The 17,672-nt window shown below is 36.7% G+C and carries 17 protein-coding genes and 1 pseudogene; 6 read left to right on the top strand and 12 right to left on the bottom strand.

Going from position 1 to position 17,672, the window contains the following annotated elements:
• On the bottom strand, positions 1 to 1,137 hold the full coding sequence (locus tag DI076_RS12405; RefSeq protein ID WP_245918411.1) for a DUF2804 domain-containing protein: 1,137 nt from the start codon (positions 1,135 to 1,137) through the stop codon (positions 1 to 3).
• Between the two features lie 26 nt (positions 1,138 to 1,163).
• Here DI076_RS12405 and DI076_RS12400 point away from each other — a divergent pair, with 26 nt between their 5' ends.
• On the top strand, positions 1,164 to 2,897 hold the full coding sequence (locus tag DI076_RS12400) for a GMC oxidoreductase (RefSeq protein ID WP_108960144.1): 1,734 nt from the start codon (positions 1,164 to 1,166) through the stop codon (positions 2,895 to 2,897).
• Positions 2,898 to 2,914: 17 nt separating this feature from the next.
• Entirely contained in the window at positions 2,915 to 3,826 is a 912-nt protein-coding gene (locus DI076_RS12395; protein WP_108960143.1) for an ankyrin repeat domain-containing protein, read from the top strand.
• Positions 3,827 to 3,967: 141 nt separating this feature from the next.
• Here DI076_RS12395 and DI076_RS12390 read toward each other — a convergent pair whose 3' ends face one another.
• The 8 genes and pseudogenes from DI076_RS12390 to rpmH all read right to left on the bottom strand — a co-directional run bounded on the left by DI076_RS12390 (position 3,968) and on the right by rpmH (position 10,802).
• Positions 3,968 to 5,587, bottom strand: a complete 1,620-nt coding sequence (locus tag DI076_RS12390) for a hypothetical protein (protein ID WP_108960142.1) — start codon at positions 5,585 to 5,587, stop codon at positions 3,968 to 3,970.
• A 73-nt stretch (positions 5,588 to 5,660) separates the two neighbouring features.
• Positions 5,661 to 5,912 carry a hypothetical protein gene (locus tag DI076_RS12385; RefSeq protein ID WP_108960141.1) on the bottom strand — a complete coding sequence of 84 codons (252 nt, stop codon included), beginning with the start codon at positions 5,910 to 5,912 and terminating at the stop codon, positions 5,661 to 5,663.
• An 81-nt stretch (positions 5,913 to 5,993) separates the two neighbouring features.
• Complete coding sequence (gene mnmE / locus DI076_RS12380) at positions 5,994 to 7,379, bottom strand: tRNA uridine-5-carboxymethylaminomethyl(34) synthesis GTPase MnmE (RefSeq protein ID WP_108960140.1); 1,386 nt, start codon at positions 7,377 to 7,379, stop codon at positions 5,994 to 5,996.
• Complete coding sequence (gene jag, locus DI076_RS12375) at positions 7,372 to 8,103, bottom strand: RNA-binding cell elongation regulator Jag/EloR (RefSeq protein ID WP_108960139.1); 732 nt, start codon at positions 8,101 to 8,103, stop codon at positions 7,372 to 7,374. Before jag ends, mnmE begins: the two co-directional genes overlap by 8 nt.
• 28 nt (positions 8,104 to 8,131) lie before the next feature.
• Positions 8,132 to 10,081 carry a membrane protein insertase YidC gene (yidC, locus tag DI076_RS12370; protein ID WP_174705052.1) on the bottom strand — a complete coding sequence of 650 codons (1,950 nt, stop codon included), beginning with the start codon at positions 10,079 to 10,081 and terminating at the stop codon, positions 8,132 to 8,134.
• Positions 10,082 to 10,084: 3 nt separating this feature from the next.
• Positions 10,085 to 10,312, bottom strand: coding sequence for a membrane protein insertion efficiency factor YidD (yidD, locus tag DI076_RS12365; protein WP_015676762.1), 228 nt, complete (start codon positions 10,310 to 10,312; stop codon positions 10,085 to 10,087).
• A pseudogene (locus DI076_RS12360) lies at positions 10,309 to 10,614 on the bottom strand (ribonuclease P protein component); the annotation flags it as partial. The gene yidD and the pseudogene DI076_RS12360, both read right to left, overlap by 4 nt.
• Before the next feature lie 26 nt (positions 10,615 to 10,640).
• The gene (rpmH, locus tag DI076_RS12355; protein WP_081431642.1) at positions 10,641 to 10,802 is read right to left on the bottom strand and encodes a 50S ribosomal protein L34; all 162 of its coding nucleotides are present in this window, start codon (positions 10,800 to 10,802) and stop codon (positions 10,641 to 10,643) included.
• A 210-nt stretch (positions 10,803 to 11,012) separates the two neighbouring features.
• On the opposite strand from rpmH, the gene DI076_RS12350 reads away from it, so the two are divergent.
• Positions 11,013 to 12,083, top strand: a complete 1,071-nt coding sequence (locus DI076_RS12350) for an MltA domain-containing protein (RefSeq protein WP_108960137.1) — start codon at positions 11,013 to 11,015, stop codon at positions 12,081 to 12,083.
• 40 nt (positions 12,084 to 12,123) lie between these two features.
• On the opposite strand, the gene DI076_RS12345 is transcribed toward DI076_RS12350, so the two are convergent.
• Positions 12,124 to 12,789 (bottom strand): TetR/AcrR family transcriptional regulator, encoded by a 666-nt coding sequence (locus DI076_RS12345; RefSeq protein ID WP_108960136.1) that lies wholly within the window; start codon positions 12,787 to 12,789, stop codon positions 12,124 to 12,126.
• A 130-nt stretch (positions 12,790 to 12,919) separates the two neighbouring features.
• Between DI076_RS12345 and DI076_RS12340 the strand changes: the two genes are divergently transcribed.
• Both DI076_RS12340 and DI076_RS12335 read left to right on the top strand, forming a co-directional pair.
• Complete coding sequence (locus DI076_RS12340; protein WP_108960135.1) at positions 12,920 to 13,576, top strand: DAPG hydrolase family protein; 657 nt, start codon at positions 12,920 to 12,922, stop codon at positions 13,574 to 13,576.
• Positions 13,560 to 14,162, top strand: a complete 603-nt coding sequence (locus tag DI076_RS12335; RefSeq protein ID WP_108960134.1) for a glutathione S-transferase family protein — start codon at positions 13,560 to 13,562, stop codon at positions 14,160 to 14,162. The genes DI076_RS12340 and DI076_RS12335 overlap by 17 nt, the downstream gene beginning before the upstream one ends.
• 2 nt (positions 14,163 to 14,164) lie before the next feature.
• Here the strand turns inward: DI076_RS12335 and DI076_RS12330 are convergent, their stop codons facing one another.
• Complete coding sequence (locus DI076_RS12330) at positions 14,165 to 15,076, bottom strand: cation diffusion facilitator family transporter (protein WP_108960133.1); 912 nt, start codon at positions 15,074 to 15,076, stop codon at positions 14,165 to 14,167.
• 98 nt (positions 15,077 to 15,174) lie between these two features.
• Positions 15,175 to 17,067 (bottom strand): putative bifunctional diguanylate cyclase/phosphodiesterase, encoded by a 1,893-nt coding sequence (locus tag DI076_RS12325; protein WP_108960132.1) that lies wholly within the window; start codon positions 17,065 to 17,067, stop codon positions 15,175 to 15,177.
• Between the two features lie 88 nt (positions 17,068 to 17,155).
• Between DI076_RS12325 and DI076_RS12320 the strand changes: the two genes are divergently transcribed.
• Positions 17,156 to 17,665: an acyl-CoA thioesterase gene (locus DI076_RS12320; protein WP_108960131.1), complete on the top strand. Its 510-nt coding sequence runs from the start codon at positions 17,156 to 17,158 to the stop codon at positions 17,663 to 17,665.
• The last annotated feature ends 7 nt before the right edge of the window (positions 17,666 to 17,672 follow it).

The following is a 17,672-nucleotide window of genomic DNA, read 5'->3' as shown; positions in this document are numbered from 1 at the left end:
TTAGTAATGATTGAGAACATCTTCGGCAAAACCAAGTACGTTTTCTAGTTTGATTTTTTTTCCATCATCTAACACAACTGTTCCATTAAATTTTCCAAACACTTGGTGTTGTACCGATTTAATGAGAATAAAATTCATGTAGGAATTTCGATCCACTATGGGTTGGAAATCCAAATCCAAACGGTTGTTATTGGATATAAATTTCCAAGGTGCCATATAATCTTTTGTATTGATGATAAAATTTACTTCATCCAATTTATGAATTTTACCATCATACAAAATGACATTTTCGGAAGCAGGAGTTCTATCTGAAAATCCATACCCTAAATTGAGTCCAAACGGTTTTCCATCAATCCAAGCTGAAACGGAACTCCAATACCAACGATTTTTGTATGTCCAAACACCTCTCCCCCAATCCAAAGCACCAAAGTCAGTTTTGGAATCAAATGTGAGGGTTTGGTTTCCAACAAATACATTACCAGTCGCAGGCATACAATTGATTTTGGTATTATAATAGAATGCCTTTCTGTTTTCCTTCCAAGAGGTGGCAATGTTCATTGTATCCATTTTTGGTTCTGTAAGTTCAATTTTTCCTTGGATCCCACGGGAGCCGTCAGGTGCTACAAAATCTTTGGAACCAAATTCTAAAGTTCGTTTGCCATGAATCGTTTCAAAACGTAAGGATAGTTTTTTGTCTTCGAAGGAAACTACTCCGCTTTCATTGACTCTTGGGAATCCTGTTTTGCCAAGCGGCATTACCGATAAGGTATCTATTTGTTTGAAGATTCCTTTTTTAAAATCTAAGTAACAAATGGCAAAAAGTCCCGCATAACCTAAGTCTGATGCTGTAAATGTAATTCCATATTCTTTCGAAGGAGAAAGAACTGAATAATAATCCCATTCTTTAATCCTAAGTTTTGATGCGGCAATATTTTCTCTGTTATAAGTCCAATAGGGTGAACGTGCCCAACCTTCTTGAGTAATCGTTCCATCGGAGTTGAGTAGAGGAATTTGTTTTTTGATTTCAGGCATGAACCGATTCAAATCCGATGATTTGATTCGACCAGAAGTTTTTTCAGAATTCCTAAGAGCGAATTGACAGAAAATGAATTCAATCGGAGAATCGGATTCGCTCATTCTCCACAAACAAGGAAAAACGAACCATGAACCAAACCATTCCAAAAGAACAAAATTTTGATTACGACGTGATTATAGTTGGGTCAGGTTTTGGTGGTTCTGTTTCAGCATATCGTCTTTCTCAAAAAGGATATAAAGTTTTAGTGATTGAATCTGGCAAACGTTGGAAGGCTGGTGATTTTCCAAAAACCAATTGGAGTTTACGTAAGTATTTGTGGATGCCAAAACTCGGATTTTATGGAATCCAAAGGATCAACCTACTAAATGATTTTTTACTTGTGAGTGGGTCAGGTGTTGGTGGTGGATCACTCGTCTATGCTTGTACTTTATATGTTCCTTCCAGTAAAGTATTAAACTCACCATTGTATTCCAAAATGGGTGGAGAAAAAGCCTTATTACCTTATTACGAAGTTGCAAAACATATGTTAGGTGTAACGGAAAATCCTCAATTATGGGAACCAGACCATCTATTGTTGGAAACTGCTAAATCATTTGGAAAAGAAGATACCTTTCGTAGAACACCTGTTGGAATTTATTTTGGAAATAAAAAAGATCCTAAGGATCCATTTTTTGATGGAGATGGTCCAGATCGTGATCCTTGTAATTATTGTGGTGGGTGTATGGTTGGTTGCCGTCATAATGCTAAAAACACACTCGATAAAAATTATTTGTATTTAGCAGAGAAGTTAGGTGCTGTTATTTTGCCAGAAACTAAAGTTACCTCTCTTATCCCACTCAATTCGAAGGGATTTCCTGATCCAGAAGCAAGTGGCGAATTTGGATATGAATTAGAAACAAATAGTACAACAGGTTGGTTTGGGTATCCAAAACGAAAATTTCGATCCGAACAAGTTGTTCTTTCTGCAGGTGTGATGGGAACTGTTGGTTTACTTCTCAAAATGCAACAGGAAAACAAAATGATTCGTTTGTCTGAGAAGTTAGGTGATACTGTCCGAACCAATAGTGAAACAGTTTTACCAGTGACAGTCCCATCAAGTAATAATGCAGATTATTCGCGGGGGATTGCCATCACTTCTTCTGTCCACCCTGATGAAAATACTCATATTGAACCTGTTAGGTATTCGAAAGGTTCCGATTTTTTTGGTGTCCTTGCCAGTGTGATGACTGATGGTGGTGGGAAATTTCCGCGACCACTAAAGTTTTTTTGGACAATGATCCGCCATCCTCTTTATTTTCTAAAAGCTCACAATCCATTTGGATTTGCAAAAAATTCAATCATCTTACTTGTGATGCAAACTGTAGACAATAGCGTACGTCTTGTACGAAAGCGTCGATTTATTTGGCCTTTCCAAAGGACCATCACATCAGCTCTTTCCACTGGAGAACCAACACCAACTTACATTCCGATCGCCAATGCCTTCACTCGCAAATTGGCTGAGATTGTTGGTGGGATTCCACGAAGTTCACTCAACGAAACATTATTGTCTGCTCCTGTTACAGGGCACATCATGGGTGGGTGTATCGTGGCAGAAACCCCCGAAAAAGGTGTGATCGATTTGGAAAACAAAGTGTTTGGTTATGAGAACTTACGTGTTTGCGATGCATCCATGTTGACTGTGAACTTAGGTGTGAACCCAAGTTTAACCATCACAGCATTGTCCGAAAGAGCAATGAGCCTCATCCCACCAAAGGGAACATCCGTTCCCTATTTAAAATTTGAAGTGAAACGCGGATTTGATAAAATCATTAGTTTCAAACTGACTAAACGTCTGGTTAAAAAATCGACAAGAGTTAAGTAACTTTTATCGTTACAGGAATGAGTGTCATTGATGTTGCAAAGTCAGGTACAATAGAAGATTGGGATTTACTTCTTAAAGAAGGAGCCGATCCCAATGAACTGGATTCGTATGGAACCAACGCTCTCACTTGGATGTTGAAAGTGGACAATGTGGATTTGTTCCAACATGCGATCACAAAGGGAGCAGACCCCAATTCACCATACCGAACTCCTGGCAATGTGATTTTTGATGTGGTCAGTCAAAACCGCACCCAATTTTTAAATGCACTGATCACAACTTCACCGATATGGAAAAACTCACCTAACCTTCTCACACGAGACAGAGAAGGGAATACTATCTTCCATATCGCTGTATTGGAATCCATGGAAACTCTTTGGGAGTCCATCCATCCTTGGATCACTGAAGAAGTGATCTTATTACGGAATGAAGTTGGTCGTTCTATTTTTTTAGAAGCAGTGGTAGAAAATCGGTTTGAGATCGTGTTGTATCTTTTAAAAACCTTTCCTCAAGTGAAAGGTCATCTTGATCAGGAAGGGAAAAATGCACTGCATTTAGCTGCGGAACGGAATCTGGATGAAGTTTGTGCTATCCTTTTGGAAGATGATAGTCTCAATTTAGAAACAAAGGATCAATTGGGAAACACAGCTTTGTTTTTATCTGCTTCTTGTGATGGGGTGGAATCTTTGAAGGAACTTCTTTATGCGGGAGCAAATCCCTTTGTATGGGGTGAAAATGAGGAATCGATTACAAGGTTACTTGACCGAGAAAAATTTGGGCATTGTCTTAAAACATGGAAAGACTTTGTGATCCAAAAGGCCATCTTAGGAGATACATATCCCTTTAGAAAAGAGATGATCCAATACATCCAATTAGAAAAACCTTTCAAACCAGAAGAACTCGCCAAAGCAAAGTTAGTGGATTTTATTTAATACAAACAAATCCTTATGCAATAGAATCAAACTTAAGTGTCTCATTTGGAACACAACTGTAATAAAACCATTTCGATTCGATCGAAACCATACAATAACATTGGATGATATTTGTTAGCTTTCGTTTTACGAAGGTGACTATCATTTCTGAGGAGTGGAATCATCTCCATAAAATTTAGGACCATAATTTCCTTCGCGGTCCGTATGGTTTCGTTCCATCCTAGGACATTCAAAGGTAAAATGTTGTTCGATATTTGTTTTAAAGGGTGCATTCTCTGGTGAAGCACCGTACTGTTTGAGTTCCGCAATTTTTAAGACAGTTCTTGGGTGTTTGCCAAGCCTTCCTTGGAATTGAAAAAACGATGCAACAGATGGATCAACTGTATGGTTGCCGTCTGGGTCTTGGGAGGATTTTTGGTTCACCCAACCTGGTTCTTCCCACATCACAAGTTTCTGGATTCTTTGTTTTACCATCATCCGCGCATCCACATAGGCAGTTGTAGAACCTTCCATTTCATGTGAATTAGGTTGGCTCTGAGGATTCGGTTTTTGTATTCCAGGTCCTATTTTAACAGATGTTAATTCTTTTTCGGAAAGATCAGTCGGAATGATAAGAATTGATTCCTTCGGGTCAAAGGATGGAAATACATCCCAAGGATCTGAAATATAATTGAATATAAAATTTTCTGCATTGAGTTTTACCGTATAGCCACCATAAGCTGAAGTTGGGTTTCCACCATCAGCACCCATATTTCCTTTTGCGACATACAGTATAGGATGATTTTTAACGGAATTGATATTTCGAAAGTCTGTATCGAGTAAAATATGATCGTGTCCTGTGAGTAAAATGCGTTTTGCTTTTCCCTCTTTCGAAATGAGTAGGGCATAGGATTCCAAATCCCCTTGGTGGATATTTCCAAATTTGGTAGGTCCTTCATTCAAATCATACCATATCCAAAAGGAAATCACCATATCACCATTTCCTACTTCATACCAATAATTCAAATCATCTCGAAAACCAGGTAAAGATTCCGGTTGTGTTCCAGAAACTGTTGTTTGTGCATAACGAACATGATAATACAAATGGGTTGGATTTTCGATCGGTATAAAATCTGGAAACTCTACGTAGTTCCAAGTGGTTTGCCCTTTGGTTTTTCTACGAATATCTTTCTCCGGTAAAGGGTATTCTTTTTTGGCAAAGAACTTGGAATACTTTTCAATGTTAGACGGAAGGTGTTTTTTATCTTTATGGAAAACAAGGATGGGAGCAAATTTTTTGGCGATCTCTTCTTGGATTCTGTTTGGGATTTTGTTCTCTTGCGACAGAAATCGAAATTCTTTTGTGATGTTAGGACCTAATTTGGCAATGTCCGATGGTGAATACCAAAATGGATTATGGCCTGGTGAAAATTTCCCATGCACTCTTTCGATCCCCATAATTCGGATTGCGAAATGTGTCCAATTCTTCGGCAAAGTGAAACTAGTTTTTCCATTGATTACATTTGATTTGATTTTTCCAACCTCAAGTTTATTCTCTAAGATAGGAACATAACAATCTTTAGATGTAGAATCTGGACAACGATAGAATTGGAATGATAACGATATGGTTTCTCCCATTAACTCTTGTGGAATTGATGTTAGTTTGATTGAAAACGTAACATCATTAGGGAGTTTCAGATCCGGATTTTTTTCGGGAGTGGAGTTACATTGAAGGAGTGTAAAGAATAAGAATGTGGTAAGGATTAGGTTTTTGTAATGCATGGTTCGTATCAAATCGAAGCGGAATAAAAAAACCCCTGTTTCCAGGGGTTTTTGGAGAGTAAGAGAGAAAGGATTACTCAGCGTCCTTTTTTTCTTTTTTCTCTTTTTTGGCTTTCTTAGCTTTTTTAGCCTTTTCCTCGCCTTTTTTGTTATTCTTTTTTTCTTTTTTCTCACCGTCTTTATTGTTCATTTTATCTTTCTTAGGTTTAACGGTTTCAGAAGCCTCTTCTGTTTGCATGGTAGGCTCTTCGTCTGCCTCTGTTTGAGCAAACAAACCAAAACAGCTGAAAGAGAAAAGAGTGAGAATCACAAGAAATTTTTTCATTTTTTACCTCGTATCGAATGTGCGACCAATTAGATACTAATTCGATGATTATACAAGATTAAATTTTAAATCTGCACGGAATTATTTTCCGACACAAAATTTGCTAAAAATTCGCCCTAGAATTTCCTCATTTTCAACGACGCCATTCACTTGACCAATTTCTAACAATGCCACATTGATTTCTTGGATATAAATTTCAGCAGGAGCATTGTTTTCCATGAGTTGGATGGATTCGGATAAACAAGATTCAATTTTTTGAATGTGATACCTTTGGCGGTCTTCTAACAAAACTAAATCTTCCGTATTCTCTTGTGAGGTAAGTTTTAATTTTAATACATTCAGTAATTCGGAAATTCCTTGTTTTGTTTTGCAGGAGATTTCTGAGATGGTTAGGTTGTATTCTCTTTGGATGTTTTCTAAATTTTTTAAATCCCAAGTTGGATGTTTTGCATCAACCTTATTGGCAACAAGAATTGATTCAAATAAACGATCTTTATGTTTATTTAAAAATGAATTGATTTCAAAAGGAACTGAAGTATCGATCAAAAGTAATTTCACATTGGCACTGTCAGCTTCACGTTTACTCCTTTCGATTCCCATTTGTTCGATGTTATCAGTTGTTTCTCTAATCCCGGCAGTATCGACTAGACGTATAGGGATTCCATCCAAACTCAATTCTTCAGCGATATAATCTCTCGTGGTACCGGGTACATCTGATATAATGGATCTGTCTTTTCCAATGAGTAAATTCATCAGACTCGACTTACCGGTATTAGGTTCTCCGAATAATACGACAGTCGATTGTAAGATGAGAGATTCTGCTCGTTCGGAGTTTTTGATTAATTTAGAACATAAATTTTTAAGATCCACCATTCGGTTTTTTCTTTGTTCTAAACTTTCAAATGTTAAGTCTTCAGTTGAAAAATCAATTTCTGCTTCACATTCTGCTTTGAGTGAAATCAAATCACTTCTGATTTTCGAACTTAATTTTGTGATTTCGCCAAAAACGTTTTTTTGAGCGAGTTCCAATTCGTATTTGGATCTTGCTTCAATCAATCGACTGATTGCTTCGGCACCAGACAAATTGATTTTTCCATTTAAATAAGCGCGTTTTGTAAATTCACCTTTCTGTGCAGGTCTTGCTCCTTTATCAAAAAGGACATGTAGGGCACGTTTTAATAGAATTGGATTTCCATGGAGATGGAACTCTGCTAGATCTTCACCGGTGTAAGAGTTAGGTGCAGGAAAATAAAAAAATACAATTTGGTCTAAGGGGTTTCCATTTTCAACAAAGTCACAAAAAATGGCGGTGCGTTTTTGGTTTCGTAAAAATGTTTCTGTGAGGGCAGTTCCGTTTTTTTCTAAAACAGAAAGGGAGATGGGCAAAACCAAAGAACCCGAGACCCGAAGGATACCAATCGCTCCGGGACCTTGGGCTGTGGACAATGCCGCAATGGTATCAATCAAGATCTTCTTGGTCTACTCCATCGGCAAAATCTTCCACTGGCAGACCTTTTTTAGAAGGATCTTCCAAATCTTTGTATTTGTGTTTTTCTTTTGCGGAGATCACACGAACTCGTTTGAAAGTTCCGTTTCCTTCTGATCTTGTGAAAACTCTTTCGTCTTCTTGAATCGCCATATGAACAATTCTTCTTTCAAAAGGATTCATAGGATCAAGAAGTTTTGACCTTCCTGATTTAATCACAGAAGCTGCAACAGATTTTGCCAATCGAATGAGAGATAACTCACGTTTGTCGCGATAAGATTCGATATCTAATACAATTTTACGATTGTGTCGGATTTTTGGATCTACCATCAAGTTGAGCAGGAATTGCAGAGAGTCGAGTGTACCTCCACGTTTTCCGATGATGAGTCCAGATTCTTTGCTTGTGAGTTCGACATAAATTTTTCCGTCTACATCACCCATACCCACTACTTCTGCGGGGATTCCCATTTTTTTCAAAATTGTGATGATCACACCGTGTATGATTTTTTCAGAAGGGATATCGTTGTTAGCAACAAACGCGCGTACAACAGCTGGTTTTTTTTGTGTGATTCCTAAAAAGCCGGACTTTCCGGAATCTACTACTTCGAAACGTAAATCGCCTGCTTGGAGACGAAGGGTTTCGAGAGTAAAATCTTCTGCTTCCCCTTTCGTTTTTCCTTCGGCTTCGAAAATGTAATTATTCATCTGTGATCTTCCTTGTTAAACAATGATTTCATTTCTTCTTTTTGTTTTGGTTTCTAAAACCTGGTCTTGCAACCGCAGAAGCGTTGTTAGCAGGTGTTGGCCCACTTGGATTTGGTTTTTTGTCGTCCGACTTAACAAACTTGTTTGTATAGACTTGCTGAGCGATGGAGAGAATGTTTTGCATGGTCCAATACATGGTAACCCCTGCAGGCATTGACCAGAAGAAGTATAACATAATGACAGGCATCATATACATCATCATCTTTTGGTTAGGATCCGTTGACACAGTTGTCATTTTGGACTGAACTACTTGTGTTGCGACCATGATGAGAGGCAGGATGTTAATGGCAAGAGCCCCAATAAATGCTAATTTTGGAGTTGTAAATACAGTGTCTGGTTCACTCAAATCTTTGATCCAAAGGAAAGGAGAATTCCAAAGGTCTACTGTATCAGAGAATGCCGTATAAAGAGCGATAAAGATCGGAATTTGGATGAGCATTGGAAGGCAACCAGCCATTGGATTGGTTCCATTCTTTTTATAGAGCTCGATCGTTTTTTCTTGTTTGAGTTTTGGATCATCCGCATATTTTTCATTGATGAGTTTGATTTGCGGAGATAACTCTTGCATCTTTTTCATCGACTCTGCTTGTTTTTTGTTCAGAGGATAAAAAGCTAACTTAAACAAAATTGCAAAGATGACAATCGCCCAACCGTAATTCGGAATCACTAAATAGATCTTCTTCAAGATCCAAACAATTCCGTTTCTAAGTGGAGTTGTAATCCCTTGGTTAAAGGATTTATCAAGTGATTCACTAAGGCCTGCAAATACGGAGTCTTTGTTGATTTTTGGATCGAGTTTGCTATCTCGGAAGGCTGTTCCATCGAGCTCACGAACGCCAACATACGCTGCATAATCTAAGTTTACTTCTTCACCTGGACCAAGTTTCCAGTTATCATACACAAGAAGCACACCAGTTTCGTTTCCTTTTCGGTTATCTAAAAGGACTCCGGCTGGTTTGTCATCCAGAGGGTCAATCACACCAATGAAATAACGGCTTCCTGTTCCCACAAAGTCCACTTTATCGTTAGAACCTTTTTTGATTTCATAACGAGTGTCTTTACCTTCATTGGAACCAAAAAGATTATCAAAAAATCCTTGGGTCGTTGTGCCATCAATATGGTCTTTAAAACTTCCATCTAAATAGTAGTAACGGAAGTAGTGAGCATTGTCTCGGTCATTGAAGTCTTCTTTTTTCTTTAAGATGGGACCAAGGGAACTAAAGGAACGAAAGTAAACATCAGACATAGTTGGAGAGATGTGAATGGTCTCAGATGTTCTATTTTTTAAAGTTAAATGGAACTTAAAGTAATTTTCAGAAGGGAAAAATTGGAATTTTTTCTGAATTATGAATTTACCATCGAGCGATGGTGCTTCGAAAGTAACAGTTTTTGTTTCTGCATTATAATTGGAGCTAAAGTTTACGAGGTTGTAGGCGGAAAAAGGAATCGTGTCTTTGTCTTCAATGATGTTGAAGTCAAAACCTTGGCCTCTTGTGAGTTCCACAGCTTTTTCAGTTTGGCCATCAAATTCAATTTGGAATTTCGGATCTTTTGCGATCGTAAAGTCTGAACCATCTGGTTCTTTATGATCTTTGATATAGTATTCTGTGATCCTTCCACCTAAACTTGAGAAACGAACCAAGAAGGAATCAGTTTTGAGAGAGAATCTTTTTTCCTCTTCTGGTTTGACGGGTTTTAGTTTGGGAGATTCCGTTGTAGCTTTTTTGATTTCTGCTTTTGGATCAGTTGTTGCTGTTTTTTCTTTATCAGCACCTTCTGTTTTTGTGGTTTCGGTTACAGCTTTTGGTTTCGGAGTTTGTGGTGGAAAAAAGATATAATTAATTCCCATCCATACTGCTAAACTTAAAAATAAAGCGAGGAATAAGCGACCTTGTCTGTTGTTGGTATCGTTTTGCATAGTTTAACTCTTGTTATAAGATTTCGGTAAAGGATCATGTCCACCTTCATGATAAGGGTGGCATTTAGAAATTCGAATGATGCTAAGAACAAACGCTTTGTACCATGGATAGGTTTCAAACGCTTGTTTGGCGTATTCAGAACAACTAGGAGTGAATCGGCATGACGGAGGTAATAGTGGAGAGAGCAGTTTTTTGTAGAGGAAAATGAGAAACAAAAACAGCCGATTCATGGGAATTGTTTTAGAGCCGAAAGGAATAAAACCTCTCGGTCTTCCTTAGATAACTTCGCAAATCCAACCTGAACGAGTAGGGCACAATCGTATCCTACTGGCAGAACAGAATTATGTTTCCGAACCAGTTCCCTGAGGATTCGTTTCGAACGGTTGCGAAGAACGGCAGTTTTGTGAGTTTTATCGGGGCAAAATAAAAAACTGGCAAAAGGAAGGCCGTTTTTCCGAACAAGCCAACGAAGTGGAGGCCTGCCCATTTTTCGATTCTGACGAAAGAGTTCCTGGATCCTGGTTTGGTCGCGAAGGGTCTCCGAAGGAAGCTCCTAAATTAGAACTTTCTCCCGATTTTTTCGTCGGAAACAGTCAATTTAGCGCGTCCTTTTCTTCTTCTGTTCGCTATCACATTTCTTCCGCCTGGGGTAGCCATTCTGGCTCGGAATCCGTGAGTTCTCACGCGTTTAATTTTACTCGGTTGGAATGTACGTTTCATGAAACACCTAATTTATCTATATATGATCGCAAAAATATGAGGTCTTTTGAAAGGTTTTTGGTACCCCCATGGAAGTCAAGGGGAATTGGTAAAAATGATTGGACAGCCTTTATCTTATGAGACATAAGACTATTTTTGCTAGTTTTTACCTCTAAAACTAGACTCGCTTTTTTCCATCGTTTTGAAACAATTCCAGTAATAGTGGACAGAATGAAACAATTCCAGATTTGCCTATTCTCCCTTTATTTGGTTTCGTTTTTATGGACCCTCCCTGCAAAACCCACAAAGCTAAATCATAGAATTCCACAGAAGAAGTCAGAATCAATTGCCTTACTAGTAGCAATCCAAGAGTCGATCCAATACCTGCAAAAACTTCCAATGGATTCAAAATTTTTGATCCACGGGGAAACCATCACTCTAAATGAAATTTTATTCCCACTGAGAGACATCCAAAAACAAATTCAGGGAAACAAAAACTTTGATTTATTAGGAGAGATTCGCAAACAATTCAAAGAGGTAGAGTTGAAACCCAATTCCGAACCACCTCTCATTACTGGTTATTATGAAGTGAGAGTCCAAGGGAGAACAAAACCAAGTGGGAAGTATTTGTACCCAGCACTTGTCTCACCAAAAGAGAATTCCAAAGAGACTCATTCAAAATCCTATCCTAGAGAGTATTGGAAAGAAGAATCCCACTGGAAGACGGTTTCCCATCCGATTGTATACCTAACATTAACCGATCTTCATTTGGCACAATTGGAAGGATCTGCCCTTGTCCAAACAGAAACAAAAGAAATATTTAGGATCAATTATGCCTCAGACAATGGATTTGATTATTTGAGTCCTGCTGTTCACTTAACAGGAGTTTGTCCAACTTTAAAACCATATGAATTAAAATTTTGTATGGAGACAAATCCTAAAGAAGTATCCGAAGCCATTTGGAAAAATCCAAGGTATATATTCTTTGAAAAAGAGATCCTACCGAAAAAACAACTTTCAGATCAAATGATCGGACCATTGGGAAGTGGGGGGATTCGGCTTGTTCCTGAACGTTCTGTTGCGATGGATAAACAAATCCCTCTTGGATTTCCAGTGTTAGTCAGTTTTAAGTCAATCCAACAAACATATAACGATCATTTGGTTTTTGTCCATGATAGAGGAAATGCTATCCAAGGAGAAGGCAGGGTTGATTTTTACTTAGGAAATGAATCGGGAGTTGATAAGCTTGCCAATCAATTACTCTCAAAGGGAAAAGTGATTTTGTTTGTGCCAAAAAAATAAGGCTAAAAGCAAACGAATCTTTGTTTATTGAAATGATACTTCATTTTCTTGACTTTTGGTTGGATATACCTTCATAAAAAATTGAAAATATAGATTCGATTTCACGATCCACATCAATAGGAAACTTAGGCGCTAAGACAAACTTTGTGATAATAAAACTGGCTCCTAAACTAAAAGAGACTCTGACAATTTGATTGAGATCTAAATCCTTTTTGATCTCACCTTTGATTTGAAAATTTCGATAAGCTTCAAGCGAAGTATCATATAAATTTATTTTCCATAATTGCCCAAAAATTTCAGCAAAGTCTTTGGAGAAAAGTATAGCTCCGAGTAACAGTTTTAATTTTTGAGGTTCTTTTGCAACTGATTCAACCCTAGCTTTTAAAATTGAAATGTACCATTCTTTAAAGTTCGGATTTTTTGATTGGATTCTATCTTTTAAATCTGACATATGATTCGGTAAAATAGTCGATAATAAAAGACCAGCTAAGACACGTTTGTATAAATCAAATTTAGTCGGAAAGTATTTAAATAAGGTACGTTCAGTGGTTCCCGCTTTTTTGGCAAGTTCTGCTGTGGTTGTTCCGCTAAATCCCAATTCTGCAAAAATTTCCTCTGCCGCATTTACGATCTCTTTTTCTTTTTCAGATTGTGGGTTTTTATACGCTTCAAATTCACTTTGTAGCAGTTTTAATGTCAGTTTCATCCGATGTTTAGTTCTCGTTTTACATCATTTTTTCTAAACCTCAATTTTTTTCGATTGATTTTTTGTATAGTGTTTACTTTACCATATAAGAAAGGAAGTATAGTGATTACTATACCAAGGAGAGTCAGATATGAAATCTGTAAAATTGGGGTTACCTTCTCATCGGGGAATATCTTGGAATCCAAAAACGATGGAATCAGCCGAATCGGGACGGGAAATATTAGAAGATGGAAGGGTCAAATATTGGATCAAACATGATATCCTGAAAGGTGTTTTTCCAAGAATGTTAGTTTGGTGGTTCCAACATTTGGAAGGTAAAATGGAATACCAAGGTAAGGTACTAGATCGATATCATGTTTGGCATCCTGAAGATCATGTCCATGTCAGTTATGAAAAAACAAATGAATCGGGTAAAATTGGGCCAGGTGCGGTGTTACGGATTGTGGAATACTTAGGAAGGCAAAAACGATATTTGGTGAATGTGATCAGTCCGATAGAAAAATTAGATGAAACTGGATTTATCCACAATCCCAAATTATATGGTATTCTTCCCATCGCCCGCATGGAATATCGATTCCAAGAAACGAAAGATGGAACAGTTTATGAAAACTGTTTGATTGTTGGATGGAAGGGAATATCCTTTCGAATTCTTAGACCAGTATTTGAATTTTTATTATTTGATCGAAAACATGGTCAATATTGGATCAAACATAATATTGAAGAAGTGGGACAGTTCCAAAATTTTTTACCCGAATTATTTAGGAGTCAAAATGAAAGTTTATGGTGATCACCAATCAGGCAATTGTTACAAAATTCAGTTACTAACTTCTTTCCTTAACATTCCGTATGAATGGATTGATTTAAATATTAAAAATGGAGAAACACAAACAGAATCATTTCTACAATTAAATCCAAATGGAAAAATTCCTATACTCGTGTTAGATGATGCGAGGGTAATTTCAGAATCGAATGCAATTTTAAATTTCCTAGCAGAAGGAAGTCATTTATTACCCAAGGATCCTTTTTTAAAGGCAAAGGTATTGGAATGGCAGTTTTTTGAACAATACAGTCACGAACCTTATATCGCTGTAGCTAGGTTCATACAATATTATTTAGGTATTCCTGAAGAAAGACGTTTGGAATATGAATCCAAACAATTAGGAGGACACAAAGCATTAAAAGTAATGGAACTCCAACTTCAAAAAACTCCATTTTTAGTGGGAGATATTTTCACAATAGCTGATATTAGTTTATTTGCGTATACTCATGTAGCAAATCAAGGTGGTTTTGACCTTACAAGTTATCCAAATATTCGCCAGTGGATTAAAAGGATTCAATCAATGGATTCATTTCAACCTATGAAGTTAAAATGAATTTAATTAACTTTGTGTTTACATTGTTCTGCGTCAGTTTCAAGTTCGATTGTCGTATGAATAATTTCAAATTCAGAAGCAACTTTTCTGATTTCTTCTTTTAAGAGTTGAAATTCACTTAAGTTTACTGTTTGGTCCATCATAACGTGAAGGGATGCAACATGATGGTTTCCATCTAAACTCCAAATTTTAATATCGTGAACCGATTTGACTCCATTGATATTTTCCCAATGTTCAATGAGTTCAGATCGATTGATTGAGATTGGAACTCCTTGCAGAAATACACGCATTACTTGTTTGGTATTTCGATAGGCATTGAATAAAATCCAAACTGCAATTCCAAGAGACATGAAAGGGTCAAACCAAGGTAAATTCCAAAAATACATAAAAATACTACCAATGAGTACAGCCACCCAACCCAAAATATCTTCGAGGAAATGTAAAAAAACAGCCTTTTCGGAAAAACTAGATCCATGATTTAAACGTATCATTGCAATTCCATTCACAACGACACCAACAATTGCGAGAACAAACATGGCATCGGCTTTTGATTCCGCAGGAGAAATAAATCGTTTGATAGATTCAATGATCATGAATATGGATCCAACTGTTAACAATACAGATATGAATAGGGCGCCTAATATCGAAAAACGTTTGTATCCATAATCAAATTTTAGATCATTTGGTCTTGTTGAAACCTTTTGTAAGTACCAAACAAATGCAAGTGAAAGAGCATCACCAAAATCATGAAACGCATCTGATATAATGGCAATGCTATTGGAATAAACTCCTCCAACCAATTCAAATAAGGAAAAGAATAAATTTAGGAAAAAAGCCCAAGCTAAGTTTTTGGAAGAGGATGAGATCTCAGTATGTGAATGGTTGTGTTTGGAATGATTGTGTCCATGTCCCATGAGGTTAATGTAACACTGATTGAATTTGTGTGCAACTAGGAAAGTATTGGAATGTTTTGATTAGAAATCATTTCTTTGGTTAGTAATGCAATTGGATTTCATTCAAATAAAATTTTTGGTTTGGAGTAAAGATATCCTTGTACGATGTGACAGGATGTTTTTTTTAAAGAAAGGATTTGTTCTTCTCTTTCAATTCCCTCGGCAATGGTTTTTAAACCCAAGGAGTCTGCCAAATGACATATTGATTCCAAAAGCAAAAAATTACGATCGGAAGTTGCAATTTCATCTAAAAATGATTTATCGATTTTTAATTCATCAAATTGTATTTTTTGCATATAATGTAATGATGAATATCCCTTACCAAAATCATCTAACGAAACCGAGATTCCATTTGATCTGAGGTTAGAAACTATACTTTGGATGGTTTCAATTTCATCTATAAAGATATCTTCAGTAATTTCAAAGATTAGACTCTTTGGATTTATTGAATTTTGATTTAAATAGGTGATGATATAATCATTAAAATTGGGAAATAAAAAGAAGATTGGTGAAATGTTGATCGAAATTTTGATCTCTTGGCCATAAACTTTTTGTAAACTTGGAATTTGACTGACTACTTTTTCGAATATTTTTTTGCCGAAAGGAACAATCAAATCTGATTTTGTAATGATGGGGATAAATTCATCTGGTGATATCTCACCTAATTCTGCCACCGTCCATCTGGCAAGTGCCTCTAACCCAACAATTGATTGGTTAGAAATATCTACTTTTTCTTGGTATGCAATTTTAAAATGATTAAACTCAATCGCTTTTTCCAGTTGGTTTTTTAGTCTTTGTTCCCTTTCGATTTTCTTTTCCATTTCCGGTTGGAACCAAACCAAATGGTTCATTGACTTTTCCCGAGCTACATTCATTGCAATGGAAAGTTTTCGAATGACCTCGTCCAAATTATAGGCTTCTGATGGAAAATGAATTCCAGAAACTCGGTATTGGAGTCTATGCCCAAGCCTATCAGGTGTTAGTGTTTGGTTATTATTTAAATCAAATTTTACAATTGCTTCCTCAATCCGATTCCTGGTAGAATTTTCGATCCATAAAATGAATTCATCCCCACCTAAACTAGCAACGATTGTATTTGGACGTTCAGAAGTGTATTGTTTTAAAATATTCCCTATTAGTGTTAATATCTGGTCCCCGAAGCTGATTCCATGTAATGCATTAATAACTTTTATACCTTTGATATTTATGAGTAATACAAATGCTTCTTTTGAACCAATATCGATTCTATTTTGGATGGATACTTCAAATGAATAACGATTTGGTAATTGTGTTAGTGAGTCGTAAAATGCTAGTTTGTCGATATGTTGTTTTGATTTTAAAATTTTTGCTCTGGATTCTTTTAGATATACAATATTTTTAATTAATTTTGCTCGTAACCTTTGAATCAAAAAACCAGAAAGTATGGAAAAAATGATTAAACTGACTGATTTAAAATACCATTCTCTTGGACTTTGATTTCGTATTCCTAATTCGTCTGGAAATATCACAATAGATTGGTATACGAAAAATCCAAAAATAGCAGGGAGAATTGAAATGAATAAAGCTGATAATAAACTTGGTATGGGAGGTAAAAACACAAAAAATGAAATGATGATGAAGGCAAGAGAAATCTCACCAGTCCCGAGTAATCCACTTCTTAAAAAAGATAAAACTGATATGAAGATTGCTGTAATGATTAAAGTGAGAACTCGAATGACTAATGAAATTTTGTTTTTTAATAAATATTCAATGATGAATAAAATTGAAATTCCAAAATCGACAACAAAAAAGATATAATCAATTTCACCTTTTTTTGTAAAGAGGGGTGTTAGATGCAAACAGGCTGCAACCAAAAATAGCCCAGAAGCAGCGATTAAAAATCTCCTGAGTAGGGGACCGGTATCCTTTCTAAATTTTAACCAATAGACGTAATTTCGTTTGTCAGTGATCATTTGTCCTATACTTCCAAAATCCGCCTTTTACCAGTAGGTTTAAAAAAGTCTTTTCGAAACAAAACGTCAAGACTAAGTTATCCTCATTGTGTCCTCTCCTAATGAATTATCCCCTAAGTCACCTCAAGAATCGGCTGTAGAAACTAGACATATCGTTTTGCCTAATGATGCCAATCATTACGGAACGGCATTTGGTGGTGCAATCATGAGTTGGATTGACTTAATTGCTGCCATGGCGGCGCAGAGACATTCTGGTAGAGAAGCAGTGACAGTCAGTATTGATCGTATCAATTTTATAACACCCATCCAGATTGGAGACCATGTAAATTTAAAAGCAATGGTTAACTATGTAGGTACCACTTCGATGGAGGTAGGTGTGCAAGTGAATCGTGAAAATCCTTATACAGGAGAAATGGTGCGAGCAACTACCGCCTATCTTTCGTTTGTTGCATTGGATGAGAACAAAAAACCTGCTTCAGTGCCTCCGTTAAAATTAGAAACAGATCTCGAAAAACGTCGGTTTGCGGAAGGGAAAATGCGAATTGAAATGGCTAAAGAATTTGCAGCAAAAATCAAAGCGAGCCGAAAGATCCTATAATTCATAG

Source organism: Leptospira ellinghausenii (assembly GCF_003114815.1).
Lineage (GTDB): Bacteria > Spirochaetota > Leptospiria > Leptospirales > Leptospiraceae > Leptospira_A > Leptospira_A ellinghausenii.
The sequence above is the reverse complement of the archived record's forward strand: the minus strand, read 5'-3'. Positions and strand labels throughout refer to the sequence as shown.

Bases quoted from the DNA above. Each gene is read 5' to 3' on its own strand.
- DI076_RS12400 (WP_108960144.1), top strand. From the start codon at position 1,164: ATGAACCAAACCATTCCAAAAGAACAAAATTTTGATTACGACGTGATT.
- DI076_RS12345 (WP_108960136.1), bottom strand. From the start codon at position 12,789: ATGAAACTGACATTAAAACTGCTACAAAGTGAATTTGAAGCGTATAAA.
- DI076_RS12390 (WP_108960142.1), bottom strand. From the start codon at position 5,587: ATGCATTACAAAAACCTAATCCTTACCACATTCTTATTCTTTACACTC.
- DI076_RS12325 (WP_108960132.1), bottom strand. From the start codon at position 17,067: ATGATCACTGACAAACGAAATTACGTCTATTGGTTAAAATTTAGAAAG.
- DI076_RS12340 (WP_108960135.1), top strand. From the start codon at position 12,920: ATGAAATCTGTAAAATTGGGGTTACCTTCTCATCGGGGAATATCTTGG.
- rpmH (WP_081431642.1), bottom strand. From the start codon at position 10,802: ATGAAACGTACATTCCAACCGAGTAAAATTAAACGCGTGAGAACTCAC.
- DI076_RS12395 (WP_108960143.1), top strand. From the start codon at position 2,915: ATGAGTGTCATTGATGTTGCAAAGTCAGGTACAATAGAAGATTGGGAT.
- yidC (WP_174705052.1), bottom strand. From the start codon at position 10,081: ATGCAAAACGATACCAACAACAGACAAGGTCGCTTATTCCTCGCTTTA.
- DI076_RS12405 (WP_245918411.1), bottom strand. From the start codon at position 1,137: ATGAGCGAATCCGATTCTCCGATTGAATTCATTTTCTGTCAATTCGCT.
- DI076_RS12350 (WP_108960137.1), top strand. From the start codon at position 11,013: ATGAAACAATTCCAGATTTGCCTATTCTCCCTTTATTTGGTTTCGTTT.
- DI076_RS12385 (WP_108960141.1), bottom strand. From the start codon at position 5,912: ATGAAAAAATTTCTTGTGATTCTCACTCTTTTCTCTTTCAGCTGTTTT.
- yidD (WP_015676762.1), bottom strand. From the start codon at position 10,312: ATGAATCGGCTGTTTTTGTTTCTCATTTTCCTCTACAAAAAACTGCTC.
- jag (WP_108960139.1), bottom strand. From the start codon at position 8,103: ATGAATAATTACATTTTCGAAGCCGAAGGAAAAACGAAAGGGGAAGCA.
- DI076_RS12335 (WP_108960134.1), top strand. From the start codon at position 13,560: ATGAAAGTTTATGGTGATCACCAATCAGGCAATTGTTACAAAATTCAG.
- DI076_RS12330 (WP_108960133.1), bottom strand. From the start codon at position 15,076: ATGGGACATGGACACAATCATTCCAAACACAACCATTCACATACTGAG.